The sequence below is a fragment of the Psychrobacter sp. SZ93C1 genome, assembly GCF_015864635.1.
GTDB lineage: Bacteria > Pseudomonadota > Gammaproteobacteria > Pseudomonadales > Moraxellaceae > Psychrobacter > Psychrobacter fozii.
On sequence record NZ_JADYWY010000001.1, the window covers coordinates 164,910 to 182,308 of the forward strand.

A 17,399-nucleotide genomic window follows, 5' to 3' on the forward strand; every position below is an offset into this window, starting at 1 on the left:
ATCTAGTTTAATCTAATGAGCAGCTTATTATAAATCAAGATTTGAATCTCCAAATAGCCTTATAGCTAATGGTGAAAATATAATATCAGTACATAAATTATAAAATTTAAGTCAATTAAAAAATGATAGGACAGGTATAGCATGAGTCGTGAAATCTTAACGGTAGTAGAAACTGTCAGTAATGAAAAGGGCTTAAATCCTGAAGATATCTTTGAAGCGATTGAAGACGCTTTAGTGGTATCTACCAAGAAAAAAGTATACACCGAACAGCCAGAAGTGGAGGTACGGGTTGCCATCGATCGTGCAACGGGCGATTATGATACTTATCGTTATTGGACAGTGGTTGCAGATGAAGACCATGAAATGCCTGCATGTCAGCTAGCCATTACCGATCTTGATCAAGAAGAATGGTCAATCGGCGATATAAAAGAAGAGCAGATTGAATCGATTGAATTCGGTCGTATCGCTGCCACGCAAGCCAAACAGGTCATTATTCAAAAAATTCGTGAAGCTGAGCGCGCGCTAGTCGCTGATGCTTTTGAGCCACGTACTGGTGAAATGATGTATGGCGAAGTCAAAAAACAGACTCGCGATGGTTATATCATCGATTTGGGCGACAATGCCGAAGGTTACTTGTCACGCGATCAGATGTTGCCACGTGAGCAGCTACGTGCCAAGTCACGTATCAACGCTATTTTATATCATGTAAACCGTGAAAACCGCGGTGCACAGTTATTACTCTCTCGTACTCATCCTGAAATGCTTTCAGCACTGATGCAAAAAGAAGTACCTGAGATTGCTGAACAAATTATTGAAATTCGCAACGTCGCGCGTTTGCCAGGTACTCGTGCTAAAATAGCAGTGAAGACCAATGATCATCGTATCGACCCTGTAGGTGCTTGTATCGGTATGCGTGGTACGCGTATCCAAGCAGTACAGCAAGAGCTTGATGGTGAGCGTATTGATGTGGTGGTTTGGTCAGATGATCCTGCCCAATTTATCATCAGCTCTTTAGAGCCAGCTGACGTTAGCAGCATTATTTTAGATGAAGATACTCAGACTGCTGATATTATCTTTAGCACCAACGATCAGTTAGCACGTGCTATTGGCTCACAAGGCCAAAACGTACGTTTAGCATCTGAATTGACGGGCTATAAGCTTAATATGATGCTAGAAGAAGAGTATCAGCAACGTCAACAAAATGAATCTAAAGCGTTTATCGAATTATTCTATGAACGCCTAGAAGTGGATAAAGACTTAGCCCAAGCGCTTGTCGATATCGGCTTTACCAGTATTGAAGAAGTGGCCTACGTACCAGTTGAAACCTTTTATGATATCGAAGGTCTAGACGATGACGCGATTGAGATGATTCAAGAGCGCGCTAAAGAAGTGGTCATTGCTGATGAACTGGTCAAACAACAGAACATGAAAGAGCCAAGTCAAGAGCTACAAGAGCTTGAAGGTATGACCGTTAGTTGGGCTTATAAAATGGCACAACAAGACATCATTACCGTTGATGATTTGGCAGAACAAGCAGTCTTCGATCTCGAAGATATCGAAGGTTTAGACTCTGAAACCGCAGGAAAACTCATCATGAAAGCTCGGGAATCTTGGTTCAATGAATAAGCGGTAACTGCATATCGCTGTCTTTTGGTGATATGCTATCGATAATAAAGTGCTGGTATGACTGCAACACAAATACCAGCCTTACCCCAATCATTTGTAGCCAACAACTGAATTGAACATATAGCAAATAATAGACAGTAGGTGATAATAAATGGCAGATAAGACCGTCAAAGAACTGGCAGATATGGTAGGCAAAACTGCAAGTGCTGTAAAACAGCAATTAGTAGATGCTGGACTACCTGCTCGTGCAGAGGATGACCTAGTCTCAGAAGTTGAGCAAGAGAAGTTGGTGACGTATTTAAAGCAAAGTCACGGTCAGCAAGAGAAGCGTCGTATTAGTCTCAAGTCTAAAACGACTAGCACCGCGCGTGTGACTGGCTCTTCAGGTAAATCTAAGAGCGTCAATGTTGAAGTGCGTAAAAAGAAAGTATTCGAAAAGCCTGATCCAGAAAAAATGGCTGAAGAATTGGCTGCGCGTGAGCAAGCGATGATTGAGTCGCAAGAACGTGCTGCTAAGGACGCTGAAGAGCGTGCTGCTACTAAGAAAAAATCTGAAGAACGTCAAGCAGCAACCTTAGCTGCGATGCGTGCAAGCTTAGGTTCTAGCAAAAAATCTGATGACAAGAACGACGATATTTCAACGTCAGTTGTTGTGAAAAAAGGTGGAAAAACGACTGTTGAAGTCAAGCCTAAAGAACAACCGAAGAAAAAAGTCGCTGCTACGAAACCAAAAGTTGAAACAGCAGTAGAGCGTAAAGCTCGTGAAGCACGTGAAAAAGAAGAAGCACGTTTACGTGAAATCGAAACAGAAACACGTCGTGTTCAAGCTGAAGAAGCGCAAAAGCGCACACTTGAGCAAATGCGTAAAATGGCTGGTAAATATACGGATCAGCCTGCTGCTGAAGTTCGTAAAGATGAGCCATTGGCTGAAGGTCTAGTCGGTGACGCATTAGAAGAGTCATTTGAAAAAGAACGTCGCGAAATCAAGCGCGGTGCAAGCAGCACTGGTGCTCGTGGTCGTCGTCGTAAAAATCAAGATGAGCGTGAGATCAAAAACCGTAAAAACGGTTTGCGCTCAACGCAAGCATCACAGCATAAATTTGAAAAACCTGTTGAAAAAATCGTTTATGACGTTGAGATCAGTGAGCAAATTACAGTAGCTGATCTTGCTCAACGTATGGCGGTTAAAGCTCGCGAAGTGACCAAACTGCTTATGAAAATGGGTGAGATGGCTCGTGAGTCAGACACTATTGATCAAGCGACAGCAAGTTTACTTGTTGAAGAAATGGGTCACAACCCAGTTCCAGTCAGTGATACTAAAGTTGAAGATGACTTACAGTATGCGGTTGATGAGCGTAGTAGCAACGTGCAAACGCGTCCACCAGTTGTAACCATCATGGGTCACGTCGACCATGGTAAGACGTCACTACTAGATAAAATTCGTGAAACGAAAGTTGCGAATGGTGAAGCTGGTGGTATTACACAGCATATCGGTGCTTACCATGTAAAAACCGAGCGCGGTGTTATTACTTTCCTTGACACACCAGGTCACGCAGCCTTTAGTGCAATGCGTTCACGTGGTGCTCAAGCGACTGATATTGTTGTACTTGTCGTTGCAGCTGACGATGGTATGATGCCACAAACGGCAGAAGCCATTGATCATGCACGTGCTGCTGGTACGCCGATTATTGTTGCTATCAACAAAATGGATAAGCCAGGCGCTGATCCTGACCGCGTTCTTAATGAATTGACGACGAAAGAAGTCGTATCAGAAGAATGGGGTGGTGATACACCAATGGCACGTATCTCAGCCAAAACAGGCGAAGGTATCGACAACTTGCTAGAGTTTATTAGCTTACAAGCTGAGCTAATGGAACTAGAAGCCCCTGTAGATGGCGCTGCACAGGGTGTCGTTATTGAATCAAGACTTGAAAAAGGTCGTGGTCCTGTTGTTAGTGTCCTAGTTAAAAAAGGTACATTGAAGCAAGGCGACTTGGTTCTAGCTGGTGAGCATTATGGTAAAGTCCGTGCGCTAACAGATGAGCATGGTCAACGTATCCAATCAGCTGGTCCTTCTATCCCTGTAGAGATTTTGGGTCTGCCTGAAACGCCAGCCGCTGGTAGTGAATTCTTAGTTGTCACTGATGAGAAAAAAGCTCGCGAAGTTGCTGACTTTAGAACCAACCGTGAGCGTGAGCGTCAACTTGAACGTCAAAACGCCATGCGTCTTGAAAGCATGTTTGATCAGATGGAACAAGGCGATGTGTCATTCTTGAATATCGTATTGAAAACTGATGTTCGTGGTTCGCTTGAAGCATTGCTTTCTGCACTAAATGAGTTGTCAACTGACGAAGTTAAAGTCAGAGTGATTAGCTCAGGCGTTGGTCCTATCTCTGAGTCTGACGTAACACTTGCAGAGTCTAGCGAAGCAGTATTACTAGGTTTCAACGTTCGTGCGGATGCTACTGCACGTCGTAAATCAGATTCTGCCAACATGGATATTCGCTACTATAGTGTCATCTATGGCTTGATCGACGATGTAAAAGCAGCAATGAGCGGTATGTTGGCCCCTGAACATCGTGAGAAAATCCTTGGTGTTGCAGATGTTCGCGAAGTATTCCGCTCTAGTAAGTTCGGTGCGGCTGCTGGTTGTATGGTGGTTGAAGGTACAATCTATCGCAACAAGCCTATCCGCGTATTGCGCGCTGACCAAGTTATCTTTACTGGTCAATTGCAATCATTGCGTCGTTACAAAGAAGACGTCAATGAAGTACGTACTGGTATGGAATGTGGCCTAGCGGTACGTGGTTACGATGTCGAAGCTGGTGATAAGATCGAAGTCTTCGAAATTCAAGAATTCGCACGTACTATCTAAAGTCGCTGTTCGATATAAAGGTCTCTAATAATGCAATACGCTTAATCCGCTGAGCATATTAGTATACCTTTCATATCTAGCTGTACTTAGGCCTAACAGGTACATCCTGCTAGGCCTTTTTTAACAAATATCAGCCCTTAAATGTATTAATAAGCAAATGGGCTAATCAATAAAAATGAGCCCTACCAAATTAAGGTAATAAAATGAACCAACGTTTACAACGCTTATCCGATCAAATTCAGCGTGAGCTTGCTGTTCTTATTCGTGATGAAGTTAATGACCCACGCTTGACTGGTTTTGTCACTATTTCTAGTGTCAAGGTTAGCCCGGATTTAGGGTATGCTGATGTCTATGTCACTATCATGGAGCCTGGGCTCAATGATGCGATGACTAAGACCAATCACGAAGAGAGCGTTACCGTACTGAACAAAGCAGCCGGTTTCTTACGTACTGAGCTAAGCCATAGTCTAAAGACACGTACTACACCGCGCTTGCGTTTTCATTATGATGAAGTGACCGCTCGTGGTAATTACATGATGGATCTGATTAGCCAGGCCGTCACTAAGACAGAACAAAATGAGAATGACGAGTAAATCTATATTATGTCTACATCGCCCAAGCAAGCTGATAAAATAAAAGTCTCAGGGGTTATCTTAGTAGATAAACCCAAAGGTATGACCTCACAGCAAGTGGTGTCAAAAGTGAAATATCTGTTTAAATCGCCGAATCATGACAGCAAAAAAGCGGGACATACGGGTACGCTTGATCCAATGGCAACGGGTCTATTGCCGATTTGCATGGGTGAAGCAACCAAGTTCAGTCACTATCAGCTTGATGCTGACAAATCCTATGAAGCAATTATTTTGCTTGGTGGTCAGACCGATACTGGCGATGCAGATGGCAAGATCGTTGAGCAAGCAGCTATTCCAACATTCGACACTGCATTATTAGAGCAAGTTGCTCAGCAATTTTCAGGCGTTCAGCAGCAGATACCTCCCATGTATTCTGCGCTAAAAAAAGACGGTAAAAAACTCTATGAATATGCCCGTGCTGGTATAGAAGTAGAGCGAGCCCCTAGAGGTATCGTGATTAAGGCGATTGATTTAAAAGCAATTGATCACGAGCAGATCCAATTGACAGTGACTTGTACTAAAGGTACTTATGTACGTGTTCTTGGCGAAGATATTGCCAAAGCGCTAGGTACATTAGGGCACCTGACAGCATTGCGACGTACGCAAGTTGGTGATTTCAACATTGATAATGCGATAACTTTGCCAAATTTAGAAGCGCTAGCGTTGGATAGCCGACAAAGACAAATGATGCCAGTAGATGCTTGTATCAATATCGACGCTGAAATGATATTGACGACTGAACAGTGTACTCGTATACATATGGGTCAACGTCTAAATGTGTTTGAGCAACTGACAGATGATATCAAAGCGTACATAGCAGGCAATATTGACAGCGAATCATTGGAAAATAACGAAGTAGCTGTTAATGTTAATCAGCAATTTATTTCTGAAACAGATGATAGCGAGCAGCTTACTGATACGAAGCCATTGAAGCATGAAATACCGGTGGATATTCGCTTGATAAACGAAGATGGTCAGTTTTTAGGTTTAGGTGCAGTCAGTCTGAATGGTCGATTACAGCCAAAAAAATTAATTCAGCGTTAGTTTTATTCTTGTTAAATAAGTCGCGATAAAGCCTTTTTGGCTTACTAACAGTTTACACTAATCACATATCCTCACATTTTATTGCAGGTTTCACCTATGGTGGAACCTGTTTTTTTTGTACATTAGATATGTCAGCTAGGGAAAGCCAGACGAAATAATTAATATAATAAAACGATAAAAACAAAAAGTAAGAAAAACAAAAATCAGGCTAATAAGAAAAACTCACAATAATAAAAAACTAGTATGGAATAGTTCTAACAAGGAAGGTTGTACGGCCCAAGGCTCGACACTTAATAAAAATAACTCGACGCTCAATAAAAATAAAAGGCACTAATAACAAGAAAAATAGGCAAATCAATAATAAATTTTCTTATATAAAATCACAAATATAAAGACAGGAAGTATTATGAAAACTATCGCTTTTTTACTACACAATAACTTCGAACAAGCAGAGTACGAAGAGGTTAATAACCAACTTAAAGACAAAGGTTATAAGACAGTTCTTATTACTACTAACGAAGATAAAGAAGTCCAAGCGATGAATCAAGATGTCGATAAAGGTGATATTTTCACCGCTGACATCTTTGCAAGTGAGGCCAATGTTGCCGATTACGATGCGTTGGTGCTACCAGGTGGTACTGTAAATGCAGATACCATCCGAGGCAATAAAGAAGCTCATGGAATAATTAACGCTATCAATAATGCGAATAAGCCATTGGCTGTTATCTGTCATGCACCTTGGGCACTCATTAACACAGGTATTGCTAAGGGTAAAACATTGACTGCTTATCCTACGCTTCAGACAGATTTAGAGAATGCTGGCGCAAATTATGTAGATAAAACAGTACAAGTTGATGGCAATCTTATCACCTCGCGTAATCCAGACGATATAACCAATTTTGTTGATGCTATCGATAAAGCACTATCTTAGAATCTTTGCTATCTAATCGCCAAACAAGCATCAAAATACTTTAATCATTCATAACCATAACTAAGGAAAATATTATGTCAAATTCTAACCCAAACGATACTAAGCTTGAGCAACAACGTTCTGATTCAACGACTGCAGCGCTCAAAGACCAGACTGAAAACAATCACGCAGCAGACACTGAAGCAGCTGCAGACCGTATTGCCGATAATGTAGAAAGTACCAAAGAAGACAAATAACCTGTCCGATGTGTTTTCCAGAGTAGAGCCATACTAATGTATTTATAGTTTCCACGTTTCAGTATTAATGAGCGCAATAACATTTAGTCCAAAAAAATAATAATTCAGGAGCTAATATGAGTAATTCAACGAACAATATGGACGAGCAAGAAAAAGAAATTGAAAAGCTTGCAGAAGAGATTAATCCCAGCGAACATAGTGCTCCAGATAGCTTAGCGGAAGTCACTACGGCGGCACCGCTCAGAGATGACGAGCTTGGTGGTAATGCTACCGAGAGCGATATTAAAAAATAAATAGCACTATCAGATGACTCAGTTTGTAAATGACTAGAGTTTGTAAATGATTAGGTTTGATGTTTTCGATAGAAGCTAATTTAGCCGTAAAACTAATGTGAAAAACTGCTGCTAGTTCAGTAGTTTTTTGTTATAATCAGCGTCACATTTAAATTTAGTTTAGATGGGATATTGTATCGAGTAGACTATTCAAAACGGATAGCTATATTAGATACTGTCTCATAGCAGCTTAATATAAATGATCGTTATAACACATTGAGCTTGTCGTACACTAGGTCAACTCTAGTAATGCAGGGTTGTCCTGAATGACGTGCAAGTTACTTTATTTACTATTCTACTGCTTTTAAAACGACTCAAATTCGAGTGTATTTTTAAGCTTTTAGCATTGCCGGAGATATTTATGCTAACTAATACTGATCGCGAACAAATCATTGCTCAATACCAACGTGGCGAAAGCGACACTGGTTCACCAGAAGTTCAAGTAGCTTTGTTAAGTGCTCGTATCAACGATCTACAGAACCATTTTAAAGCGCATAAAGCGGATCATCATAGCCGTCGCGGTCTTATCCGTATGGTTAACACCCGTCGTAAATTGCTTGATTACCTAAAAGGTAAAGATCTTGGTCGTTATACCACCCTTATTAGCCAGTTAGGTCTACGTCGTTAATCTAGCGACAACTGTGCGAGTGGCTGCCAAATTAAAAAGTGCCCGTATGTGGCATTACTTTAAAGGTTTTGCTAAGCCGCTTAGCACTTGCTCGCTAATATCGATAAAATAGATTTTCCTAAAAACGGTGTGGAATAGTTTCACGCCGTTTTTTTATGCTTATCAGTATGGGCTATTAAGAGTTGTTGTCTTAACTGATATAGCCATCTGAGAGTAAGTGATAAATAGCTGATTAGCGATAACATTGATGGTTTAATCAGAACTGAAGTGCGAACTGGCAGGATATGCTCCATTTTGCAATTCATTGGTCAATGACTATAAATCACTGTAAAATAATGCCTAGTAAGTTTTATCATATGGCTGCTAGTTATATAGCGATTATTTACAGAGTGATTGGCTGTAGCCTAGCCCCTATAAATATAAATACTTAAAGAACACAGAAAATATCATGTATGTTAGTTTTGATCACTGATGCCTTTTGTATGAAGGCCTTTGATGGTATTTATAGTACAACCGAATTTGAACGACCACATATACGTAAGCGTACGATGTCTATCATAGACATATATATGAGATAAATAGGTAGCGATATTGACCCTAATTGACATCACCCTACAACAGGAGCCTTGTCAATAAACGGCTATATACAAAGAATTTTAATGACAGATATCAGGTTTTTATAGCGCTGATATTATTTTTGTCAGTCAACATTAGGAATATTATATGACAATGTTTAACACTATTAAGCGTGAATTCCAATACGGTAACCAGCAAGTTGTTATCGAAACTGGTCGCGTAGCCCGTCAGGCAAACTCTATTTTAGTTCACATGGGCGGCGTTACCGTCCTAGTTGCTGCGGTCGTAAAATCTGAAGCCAAAGCAGGTCAAAGCTTCTTTCCGCTAACTGTAAACTATCAAGAAAAAATGTATGCAGCGGGTAAAATTCCAGGTGCTTATGGCAAACGTGAAGGCCGTGCAAGCGAGTTTGAAACATTAACTTCGCGCTTAATCGATCGTCCGATTCGTCCGCTATTTCCTGAAGGCTATGTTAACGAAATTCAGATCACTGCGACAGTCGTTTCATCAGATAAAACTCAGTCTGCTGATATCGCTGCACTAATCGGTGCTTCAGCGGCATTGGCTATTTCTGATGCGCCATTCAATGGTCCAGTTGCAGCGGCACGTGTTGGTTTTATCAATGGTGAATACGTACTGAACCCAACCATTGAGCAGCTCAAAGAGAGTGATCTTGATTTGGTTGTGGCTGGTACTAAGTCTGCAGTATTGATGGTTGAATCTGAAGCGGCAGAGCTTTCAGAAGATCAGATGCTAGGCGCGGTATTATACGGTCATCAACAGCAGCAAATTGTTATTGACAACATTGCGTCAATGGCTGAAGAAATCGGTACTGCTAAGCAACAGTATAGTGCCCCTGAACGCGATCAAGCGCTTACCAGCAGCATGAAAGAGCAGTTTGGCGCACAAGTTGCAGACGCTTACACTACCACGGACAAGCAAGAACGTTACGCTAAGCTTGACGAAATCAAGCAGTCAATTATTGATGCGCTTGCTGGTGATGCTGAGTCAGAAAGTTATGCTGATACCGTAACTGAGCTTAAAGAAATCTATAACGACCTTAAGTATCGCACGGTTCGTGACAATATCTTGTCAGGTAAGCCACGTATCGATGGTCGTGATCTTGAGACCGTTCGCGCGCTTGACGTACAAGTTGGTGTATTGCCATTCACTCATGGTTCAGCACTATTCACTCGTGGTGAGACGCAAGCATTGGTTACGACCACATTGGGTAACAGTCGCGACGTCAACATGATCGACTCGCTAGGTGGCACTATCCGTGACCATTTCATGCTGCATTACAACTTCCCGCATTTCTCAGTAGGTGAAACGGGCCGTGAAGGTATTCCAAAACGTCGTGAAATCGGTCATGGCCGTTTAGCACGTCGCGGTGTACAAGCAATGCTTCCAGATAGCGAACGCTTCCCATATGTTATCCGTGTGGTATCAGAGATTACTGAATCAAACGGTTCATCTTCTATGGCGTCTGTTTGTGGTGCAAGTTTGGCATTGATGGATGCAGGCGTACCATTAAAAGCACCAGTTGCTGGTATTGCGATGGGTCTGGTCAAAGAAGGCGAGCGTTTCGCTGTACTATCAGACATCTTAGGTGATGAAGATCATCTTGGCGATATGGACTTTAAAGTTGCTGGTTCTAAAGATGGTATTACTGCGCTGCAGATGGATATCAAAATCGAAGGTATTACGCCTGATATCATGGAGCAAGCGCTTAAGCAGGCTCATGCCGGTCGTATCCATATCCTAGATGCGATGAATAAAGTATTGCCAGAGAGCCGTACTGAAATCAATGCTCATGCGCCTAACTATGCGGTTATCGAAATCAATCCGGACAAAATCCGTGATGTAATCGGTAAAGGCGGCGCGATGATTCGTCAGTTAACTGAAGAAACTGGCGCAGTTATCGATATCGATGATGGTGGCACGATTCGTATCTTTGGTGAAAACAAAGCAGCGACTAAAGCAGCAATTGGTAAAATCGAAGCATTGACTGCTGAAGTTGAAGTTGGTAAAACTTACGAAGGTACAGTTGCCCGTATTGTTGACTTCGGTGCATTCGTTAACGTATTGCCAAACACTGATGGCCTAGTACATATCTCACAAATCGCAGAAGAGCGCGTAGAAAATGTATCAGATTACTTGAAAGAAGGTCAGATCGTTAAAGTCTTCGTTCAAGACGTTGATAACCGTGGTCGCATTAAGCTGACTATGAAAGGTATTGAGCAGAACTAATTTTTAACAATTGGTTTTGTTTAATTTAGTACAAAAAAACCGCTTTGAGCTACTCGTCATGAGTATTCAAGGCGGTTTTTTTCATGCCTGTACTTTTGGATAATGCTTGAAAATTTGTTTTGAATGACGGTGTTGGGCTGGATATTAAGTAAATCTACGGCTGTTCTAGCGCTTACTTCAGCTGCAAAAAATTATAACAACCGTCGCTGTAATTTTTTACTTATTTTACAATGGGTTATCTTCATAAGAGTAGTTTAGCATAATGCTTATCTACTGCAGTCCCTAATTTCATTCATTTAAACCATTGTAGTACTTGCAACCTGGCTGGTAACCTTTATCGCAAGACTGCTTATAGAGATTTTTTGCTTTATCTTTATTTTGAGTTACACCTTTGCCTGTTTCATACATAAACCCTAGGCTAATTTTTGCGCTAACATCTCCCTGATCAGCTGCTTCTTGATACAACTTAAATGCTTTACTATAGTCTTGAGGAACTCCCATTCCATAGTTATAGATAGAGCCAAGACTGTTCAGTGCAGAGATGTTCTTTTGAACAGCTGCTTTCTCATACCATTCTATAGCCTTGAAATCATCTCTTAGTACACCTTTACCACTTTGATAGCTATACCCAAGACTAGCTTGCGCAGGTGCATAACCTTGATTGGCTGCTCTGTGATGCCAATCAAAGGCTTTTGTATAGTCTTTAGAGAAGCCGAATCCCCATCTATACATGCCACCAAGACTATTTTGCGCAGGTGCATAACCTTGATCAGCTGATCTTTGATACAAATCAATAATTTTCGCATAGTAATCATCTTGAGACATATTTTTGTCTTTTTTATACAATAAACCAAGATTATATTGAGCTTCAGCAACTCCTCGATTAGCTGCTTTTTCATACCATTTGATTGCTTGTATATAAGCATCACCTTGAGACATATTTTTGTTTTTTTGATCTTTCAAATTATAAATGTTTGACGTAGGAAATTCTTTTTGGCTATCTGTCTTTTTATACCATTCCATTGCTTCATTATAATCTTGTGGCACACCATAAATGTGCGAGTAAATCAAACCAAGATTGTATTGAGCCATAGAATGATCTTGGTTAGCAGATTTCAAATACCAATCTACTGCTTTTGTATAATTTTTTCCAACGTCTTTGCCGTTAGCGTATATCTTACCAAGATTAAATTGGGCCTCAGCATCTCCTTCATACGCTAATTGCTGAGTTTGTTGAAAGCTCATTGCCATTGCCATTGTCGATAACATAGTTAATGCAATAAATATTATTATTTTGCGTTTGAGTAAATATGTGAGTAGTAACATAATGTATCTCTGATATTAATTTGGACGCTCATATCTAATTATCGCTCGTATATTAGCAGATATATTACCAAGTACTATAATCGACAAAATTCTTATCCCGCTTTATTATATTTAATCCATTTGAAATGAATATTACTCAATAACGTATTAGAAATGCGGTTACTATGTAACATAGTTCGGATGATATTGTTATTGAAATTTCTGCCGAAAACTATTATTGAAAAGTAGCGAATTATTAGTGGCTAGATGAAAGCCAATTAAACCATCGTAATCCTGAAAAAACAACGTGGTATCCGTCAAATCTAAATGATTAAGCAGCAATTGTATCTAGTCAACATGGCGCTGATAAGGGTAGTCTGTACGCGTAGTAGTCTTATCTGAGACCCTCTAACTAGATAAATCTGGTGCAATAATACGACGACTTTCTGCCTGCAGTATTATTAGCATTTTGCGGTATAGTTAACACTATTAAGGCTCAATATATAGCAGCAGTATTGAATCAGCGTACTTTGAACATTCATTGAGATAATGAATATATCTGCAGCTCACTACCTTCGCAATCGTTGACCCTCACATAGTGCGGCGCAAAATCTTAATTTAGCAGGTTTTCAAAGTAGGAACAGGGGTTCTAAACGTGATGGGAAAAAATTTGGCACTTGTAAATAGCATATGATAATTTAGCATAGCATTGACGCTACTATTAGTTTCTTATTTTTTGACTACTATGCCGTTCTATACACTGTAAAGTTTCACACATTATAAATCGTCAATCATGTGGCGATATTAATGTTTTTAGGTACATGTACGTCGATACGTAACTTAGGCAGATCTTGTAGTTTCTCAATCACTAACGGCAAAATATCCGTATCCCAATCTAAAGGAAGTGGGTGTACTGAACTTCGTGTTTCAGGATCGTTATTCCGTGCACTATTATGTATAAGCGGACGTGCAAGTAGGGCAATCCTACGGATACCTTGATAGCGTATCAAAGGTATGAGCTGCTGCTGACAATCAGTCAATGCTGCAATCAACCAACGCATGCGTACCGGGTGGTAAGGATGGTCTGATATAACAAGGTTGGCGATATAGCTTGGTTGATTGCCATTACTGCTTATGCCCAGTCCAGCTTGCTCAAGTGCACGCTTATGGAGCATACAACTACCCACATTTAAACTACCATCACGGCACGCGCGATAGTAACGTTGATAATTATCAGGAAATAAAGTCTTAGATTTTGTGAGTACAGGATCTAGAAGAATACCTGCCGTATTAACTGGCAAGATAAGTAGCTGCGCACTACTCATTAGAGTGGGGGCGTGGGTTAATTGTATAGTTGCCATTACCAGCCCCTTTATAATAAATATAAATTTATTTGACCTCAGTCTTAACAGTACCACTCGCTTCTAGTTGAGCTATCTGTTGCTCAACCAATGTAATTTGCTCTGCTTTCATGTCAGCCAACTGCTTATTCATAGCAAGTTGTTCAGCCAGTAACTTCTCTTGCTCAACTAAGCGGTTGGTCTCGTCATTGAGACGATCGCTCTCTTCTTTGGCTAAACTATCCGTTTCTGGTAAAGGCGCGCTCAAAATAGCATCGGGATCAAGCGATTGATTATTTGAAGATATAGGTGCATCTGTATCTTCCAAATCGCTCGTCACACTATTAAGTGGCGTGGAAATAGACTCTGTCGCTTCAATTTGTTTTGTGACTGGTAGAGATGTGCTTGTATCAGACAAAGCACTTTTCCAAATCAAGTAACCAATAAATAGCGTTGCTAATATCAATACTAGCAACCATTTTTTCCAAGATTTAGTAGAACTTTCTTCTGATAGTTTAGTTGATAAAGGACGCATATTTTGGCTTTTCATATTGTAGTCGATTTATGTTAGAAATATAGATAGCCATACTATAGCAAACTCAAAATAAAAAGCCTATCTATTGATAGATAGGCCAGTAGCGATTAGGACTTGACGCGTAATATCAGATAATTAGGATTTGAACTTCACTGTACCACTTGTACCTGTGGCCATTGCATCACGAGCCAGCTGATCCTCGAGATGGTTTTTGGCACTGATTGCATCAGGGTCAGGGCGATGCTCTGCGTGCCTACACAAAGTACACTCGATGTATTCATCAGGTGCTGGAGTCACGATATTCACCTGTACTACCGCGTCTATCGCTTGGCATTTTGGACAGCGAACGCCTGCTAAAAATCGGCGTTTAGGACTTGATGATTGGTAGCGCATTTAAATCGCCTCGTGAGTCGTTTGAGCATTGGCAGCGTTGATGTTTTTAGAATTATCAAAACCACTATGACGTAATAAAGCATCGATGCTGGCACTACGACCACGGAAGTTCTCAAAATTGGTTTTGGCTGGAAAACTGCCACCAACGGACAAGACAGACTCGCGGAAAGCTTTACCTGTGGCTGGGTTGAAAATACCGTCTTCTTCAAACTTACTAAAGGCATCTGCAGATAACAGCTCAGCCCACTTGTAAGAGTAATAGCCAGCCGCATAACCACCTGCGAAGATATGGCTGAATCCGTTAGCAAAGCGGTTGTAATCAGGTGTTTGCATGATAGAGATATCGCTACGTACTTTGTTTAGCGTCGCTAAAACACCATCATAATCAAGTGCTGGCGAATGCCCATGAATCAATAAATCAAACAGGGCGAATTCGATTTGACGCAGTGTTTGCATGCCGCTCTGGAAGTTTTTGACAGCCAATAGTGCATCAAGTTTGTCTTTAGGTAACGGCTCACCGGTCTCGACATGACTACTAATGAGTGCGATACCTTCCGCATCCCATGCCCAGTTTTCCATAAACTGGCTTGGTAGTTCAACTGCATCCCACTCGACGCCATTGACACCAGCGACATCACCGACAGTCACTTGGGTTAGTAGATGATGTAAGCCGTGACCGAACTCGTGGAATAAGGTCAATACTTCGTCATGAGTCAATAAGCTTGGCTTGCCCGCAAGTGTAGGCGTGAAATTGCCGACCATAAAGCAAACAGGCAGCTGTTGGTGATCTTGCTCGTCATAAGTATAACGCGACTGAAAACCACTCATCCAAGCTCCGCCTCGCTTACCACTGCGTGCAAATAAATCGAAGTAGAAGCCGCCAAGTAAATGGTCGTCAGCATCAAATAACTGATAAAAACGCACGTCATCATGCCAACGTGACACAGATTCACTTTGCTCTTGAACTTTAATGCCGTACAAGCGCTCAACAATGGCAAATAAACCATCAATCACTTTTGGCAATGGGAAGTAAGGTCGTATTTCTTCTTGTGACAAGCTAAATTCGCTTTGCTTTACTTTTTCAGCGATATAGGCACTGTCCCATGATTGCAGGTCATCGATACCATGGTTCTTCGCGTATTTTTGCAGTTGTGCTAAGTCCTGCTTAGCAGTAGGCGTTGCTTGCTCTGCTAGGTCACGTAAAAATGCTTCAACTTCCGCTACGTTGTCAGCCATTTTGGTCGATAATGAGACCTCTGCGTAATTATCGAAACCTAATAACTTTGCCTTTTGCTCACGCAAACTCAGAATTTGACTCATGATATCAGCGTTGTTTAGCGACTCACCTTTGGCATTGGTATGCTCATCAAATTCAGACGCACGAGTAACGTAAGCACGGTACATAGTCTCACGCAAATCGCGATTATCAGCATGGGTCATGATAGCGAGATAGACAGGAATGTTTAGACTTGCCATATAATAAGGCGTTGGTAGCGTCTCAATATCAGCTTGCGTGAGCACACCGCTGGTAAGCTGACTGGCTTTGTATTGCTCACCTGCATCTGCCAATAGTGACAAGCCGCTTTCAGTCAAACCGGCTAACTGATCTTCTTGTAAAGGCAGTGCAAATGCTTGTGTGGCATCTAAAACATGGTCAGAGAAGGTTGCCGATAAGGTGGATAGTTTGCTTTGAATGGCCGCAAACTTTTCTTGTTCAGCTTTAGGTAGTGCAACTCCTGATAACTCAAAGCTTCTTAAAGCAAGCTCAATGGCACGTGATCTCGCAGGCTCAAGCGTCGCAAAAAATACTGTGTCATTCACGATCGTTTGATAACGATTAAATAGTGGCTGATGTTGTCCTACACGAGTGCCATAAGCTGATAGTTTAGGCAGTAGTTCATGATGTACATGACGAATTTCATCATTACTCATCACACTGTTAAGATGCGATAGGATACCCCAACTGCGATCTAGCGCGAGATTGATATGATCAAAAGTCATCACATCCTCTAGGGCGGAAGTACTATTATCTATGGTATCTGTCATCGCATCTAAAAATGCATTGGCATTATCGATAGCATCGATAACTTGGCTTTGTAACATACTCGGCGTAGCAGTAGCAAAATCGACAAGCCGTAAGTCTGAAGAAATAGATGTCATAAAGGTATCCGATATTAGTGAATGAATTATTATTAATTAAGTGTGATGTGATAAAAATATTAATTAACCAAAAATGCAGTGCGTTGGCTTTTTAGTATCTTACAGTTTTATAGGTAGGTTATATAAAAGATGGGTTCGATTGATAGAAATACAACCTGAGTACTCATAATATAGAGGGTAAAGGAATGTCGTCGTTGATATACAGAGGATATGGAACAAAAAGCCTCAATGTCTATGGTGATAGAAATCTTTCTATTTACAAAGAACCATCATTTGATTGCAAATTAGTCGTATAGATAGGGTGACCTTACTGTTAGCATCAAAGTAATAGCACAAAAAAATAATCGTTAATGCGTTGATACCCAAGGTATTAAGGTTCTATGTAAGGTATTAAGATTCTATGTATTAAATATCGACTACATAGACTGATATGAAAGTATGTACGGCCTCGAAAGAAAAGTAATAGAACATTAGGGCGTGTCTTCATTTTAAAAATGGTGATAAAAATGAGATAAATTGCCGTCAAACAAGGAAAA

At 40.9% G+C, this 17,399-nt stretch carries 14 protein-coding genes; 9 read left to right on the forward strand and 5 right to left on the reverse strand.

Features of this window, described 5'->3' with window-relative positions; all coding sequences use genetic code 11:
• Positions 1 to 141 precede the first annotated feature (141 nt).
• The 9 genes from nusA to pnp all read left to right on the forward strand — a co-directional run bounded on the left by nusA (position 142) and on the right by pnp (position 11,130).
• Positions 142 to 1,626 (forward strand): transcription termination factor NusA, encoded by a 1,485-nt coding sequence (gene nusA / locus I6E83_RS00760; RefSeq protein WP_197099572.1) that lies wholly within the window; start codon positions 142 to 144, stop codon positions 1,624 to 1,626.
• Positions 1,627 to 1,777: 151 nt separating this feature from the next.
• Positions 1,778 to 4,501 carry a translation initiation factor IF-2 gene (gene infB, locus I6E83_RS00765; RefSeq protein ID WP_194196209.1) on the forward strand — a complete coding sequence of 908 codons (2,724 nt, stop codon included), beginning with the start codon at positions 1,778 to 1,780 and terminating at the stop codon, positions 4,499 to 4,501.
• Positions 4,502 to 4,704: 203 nt separating this feature from the next.
• Positions 4,705 to 5,094 carry a ribosome-binding factor A gene (locus tag I6E83_RS00770; protein WP_110922069.1) on the forward strand — a complete coding sequence of 130 codons (390 nt, stop codon included), beginning with the start codon at positions 4,705 to 4,707 and terminating at the stop codon, positions 5,092 to 5,094.
• 9 nt (positions 5,095 to 5,103) lie between these two features.
• A complete protein-coding gene (gene truB / locus I6E83_RS00775; protein ID WP_197099574.1) occupies positions 5,104 to 6,177 on the forward strand; it encodes a tRNA pseudouridine(55) synthase TruB in 1,074 nt (357 codons plus the stop codon).
• A 406-nt stretch (positions 6,178 to 6,583) separates the two neighbouring features.
• Entirely contained in the window at positions 6,584 to 7,108 is a 525-nt protein-coding gene (locus I6E83_RS00780; RefSeq protein ID WP_197099576.1) for a type 1 glutamine amidotransferase domain-containing protein, read from the forward strand.
• A gap of 74 nt (positions 7,109 to 7,182) precedes the next feature.
• On the forward strand, positions 7,183 to 7,344 hold the full coding sequence (locus tag I6E83_RS00785) for a hypothetical protein (protein WP_197099578.1): 162 nt from the start codon (positions 7,183 to 7,185) through the stop codon (positions 7,342 to 7,344).
• 116 nt (positions 7,345 to 7,460) lie between these two features.
• Positions 7,461 to 7,637, forward strand: a complete 177-nt coding sequence (locus tag I6E83_RS00790; protein ID WP_197099579.1) for a hypothetical protein — start codon at positions 7,461 to 7,463, stop codon at positions 7,635 to 7,637.
• 400 nt (positions 7,638 to 8,037) lie between these two features.
• Complete coding sequence (gene rpsO / locus I6E83_RS00795; protein ID WP_110922066.1) at positions 8,038 to 8,304, forward strand: 30S ribosomal protein S15; 267 nt, start codon at positions 8,038 to 8,040, stop codon at positions 8,302 to 8,304.
• Between the two features lie 723 nt (positions 8,305 to 9,027).
• On the forward strand, positions 9,028 to 11,130 hold the full coding sequence (gene pnp / locus I6E83_RS00800; RefSeq protein ID WP_197099581.1) for a polyribonucleotide nucleotidyltransferase: 2,103 nt from the start codon (positions 9,028 to 9,030) through the stop codon (positions 11,128 to 11,130).
• A 288-nt stretch (positions 11,131 to 11,418) separates the two neighbouring features.
• Here pnp and I6E83_RS00805 read toward each other — a convergent pair whose 3' ends face one another.
• From I6E83_RS00805 to I6E83_RS00825, 5 genes are all read right to left on the reverse strand, one after another.
• Positions 11,419 to 12,456: a tetratricopeptide repeat protein gene (locus tag I6E83_RS00805; protein WP_197099583.1), complete on the reverse strand. Its 1,038-nt coding sequence runs from the start codon at positions 12,454 to 12,456 to the stop codon at positions 11,419 to 11,421.
• 770 nt (positions 12,457 to 13,226) lie between these two features.
• The gene (locus I6E83_RS00810) at positions 13,227 to 13,796 is read right to left on the reverse strand and encodes a hypothetical protein (RefSeq protein ID WP_197099585.1); all 570 of its coding nucleotides are present in this window, start codon (positions 13,794 to 13,796) and stop codon (positions 13,227 to 13,229) included.
• A 28-nt stretch (positions 13,797 to 13,824) separates the two neighbouring features.
• Positions 13,825 to 14,325 (reverse strand): hypothetical protein, encoded by a 501-nt coding sequence (locus I6E83_RS00815; RefSeq protein WP_197099587.1) that lies wholly within the window; start codon positions 14,323 to 14,325, stop codon positions 13,825 to 13,827.
• Between the two features lie 120 nt (positions 14,326 to 14,445).
• Positions 14,446 to 14,703, reverse strand: coding sequence for a YheV family putative metal-binding protein (locus I6E83_RS00820; protein WP_197099589.1), 258 nt, complete (start codon positions 14,701 to 14,703; stop codon positions 14,446 to 14,448).
• The gene (locus I6E83_RS00825) at positions 14,704 to 16,863 is read right to left on the reverse strand and encodes a M3 family metallopeptidase (RefSeq protein WP_197099591.1); all 2,160 of its coding nucleotides are present in this window, start codon (positions 16,861 to 16,863) and stop codon (positions 14,704 to 14,706) included. It lies immediately after the preceding gene.
• Positions 16,864 to 17,399 lie beyond the last annotated feature (536 nt).

Excerpts from the sequence above, each read along its gene's own strand:
- pnp (WP_197099581.1), top strand. The coding sequence starts at position 9,028 with ATGACAATGTTTAACACTATTAAGCGTGAATTCCAATACGGTAACCAG.
- I6E83_RS00825 (WP_197099591.1), bottom strand. The coding sequence starts at position 16,863 with ATGACATCTATTTCTTCAGACTTACGGCTTGTCGATTTTGCTACTGCT.
- I6E83_RS00805 (WP_197099583.1), bottom strand. The coding sequence starts at position 12,456 with ATGTTACTACTCACATATTTACTCAAACGCAAAATAATAATATTTATT.
- I6E83_RS00820 (WP_197099589.1), bottom strand. The coding sequence starts at position 14,703 with ATGCGCTACCAATCATCAAGTCCTAAACGCCGATTTTTAGCAGGCGTT.
- I6E83_RS00810 (WP_197099585.1), bottom strand. The coding sequence starts at position 13,796 with ATGGCAACTATACAATTAACCCACGCCCCCACTCTAATGAGTAGTGCG.
- I6E83_RS00790 (WP_197099579.1), top strand. The coding sequence starts at position 7,461 with ATGAGTAATTCAACGAACAATATGGACGAGCAAGAAAAAGAAATTGAA.
- truB (WP_197099574.1), top strand. The coding sequence starts at position 5,104 with ATGTCTACATCGCCCAAGCAAGCTGATAAAATAAAAGTCTCAGGGGTT.
- I6E83_RS00785 (WP_197099578.1), top strand. The coding sequence starts at position 7,183 with ATGTCAAATTCTAACCCAAACGATACTAAGCTTGAGCAACAACGTTCT.
- infB (WP_194196209.1), top strand. The coding sequence starts at position 1,778 with ATGGCAGATAAGACCGTCAAAGAACTGGCAGATATGGTAGGCAAAACT.
- nusA (WP_197099572.1), top strand. The coding sequence starts at position 142 with ATGAGTCGTGAAATCTTAACGGTAGTAGAAACTGTCAGTAATGAAAAG.
- I6E83_RS00770 (WP_110922069.1), top strand. The coding sequence starts at position 4,705 with ATGAACCAACGTTTACAACGCTTATCCGATCAAATTCAGCGTGAGCTT.
- I6E83_RS00815 (WP_197099587.1), bottom strand. The coding sequence starts at position 14,325 with ATGAAAAGCCAAAATATGCGTCCTTTATCAACTAAACTATCAGAAGAA.
- I6E83_RS00780 (WP_197099576.1), top strand. The coding sequence starts at position 6,584 with ATGAAAACTATCGCTTTTTTACTACACAATAACTTCGAACAAGCAGAG.
- rpsO (WP_110922066.1), top strand. The coding sequence starts at position 8,038 with ATGCTAACTAATACTGATCGCGAACAAATCATTGCTCAATACCAACGT.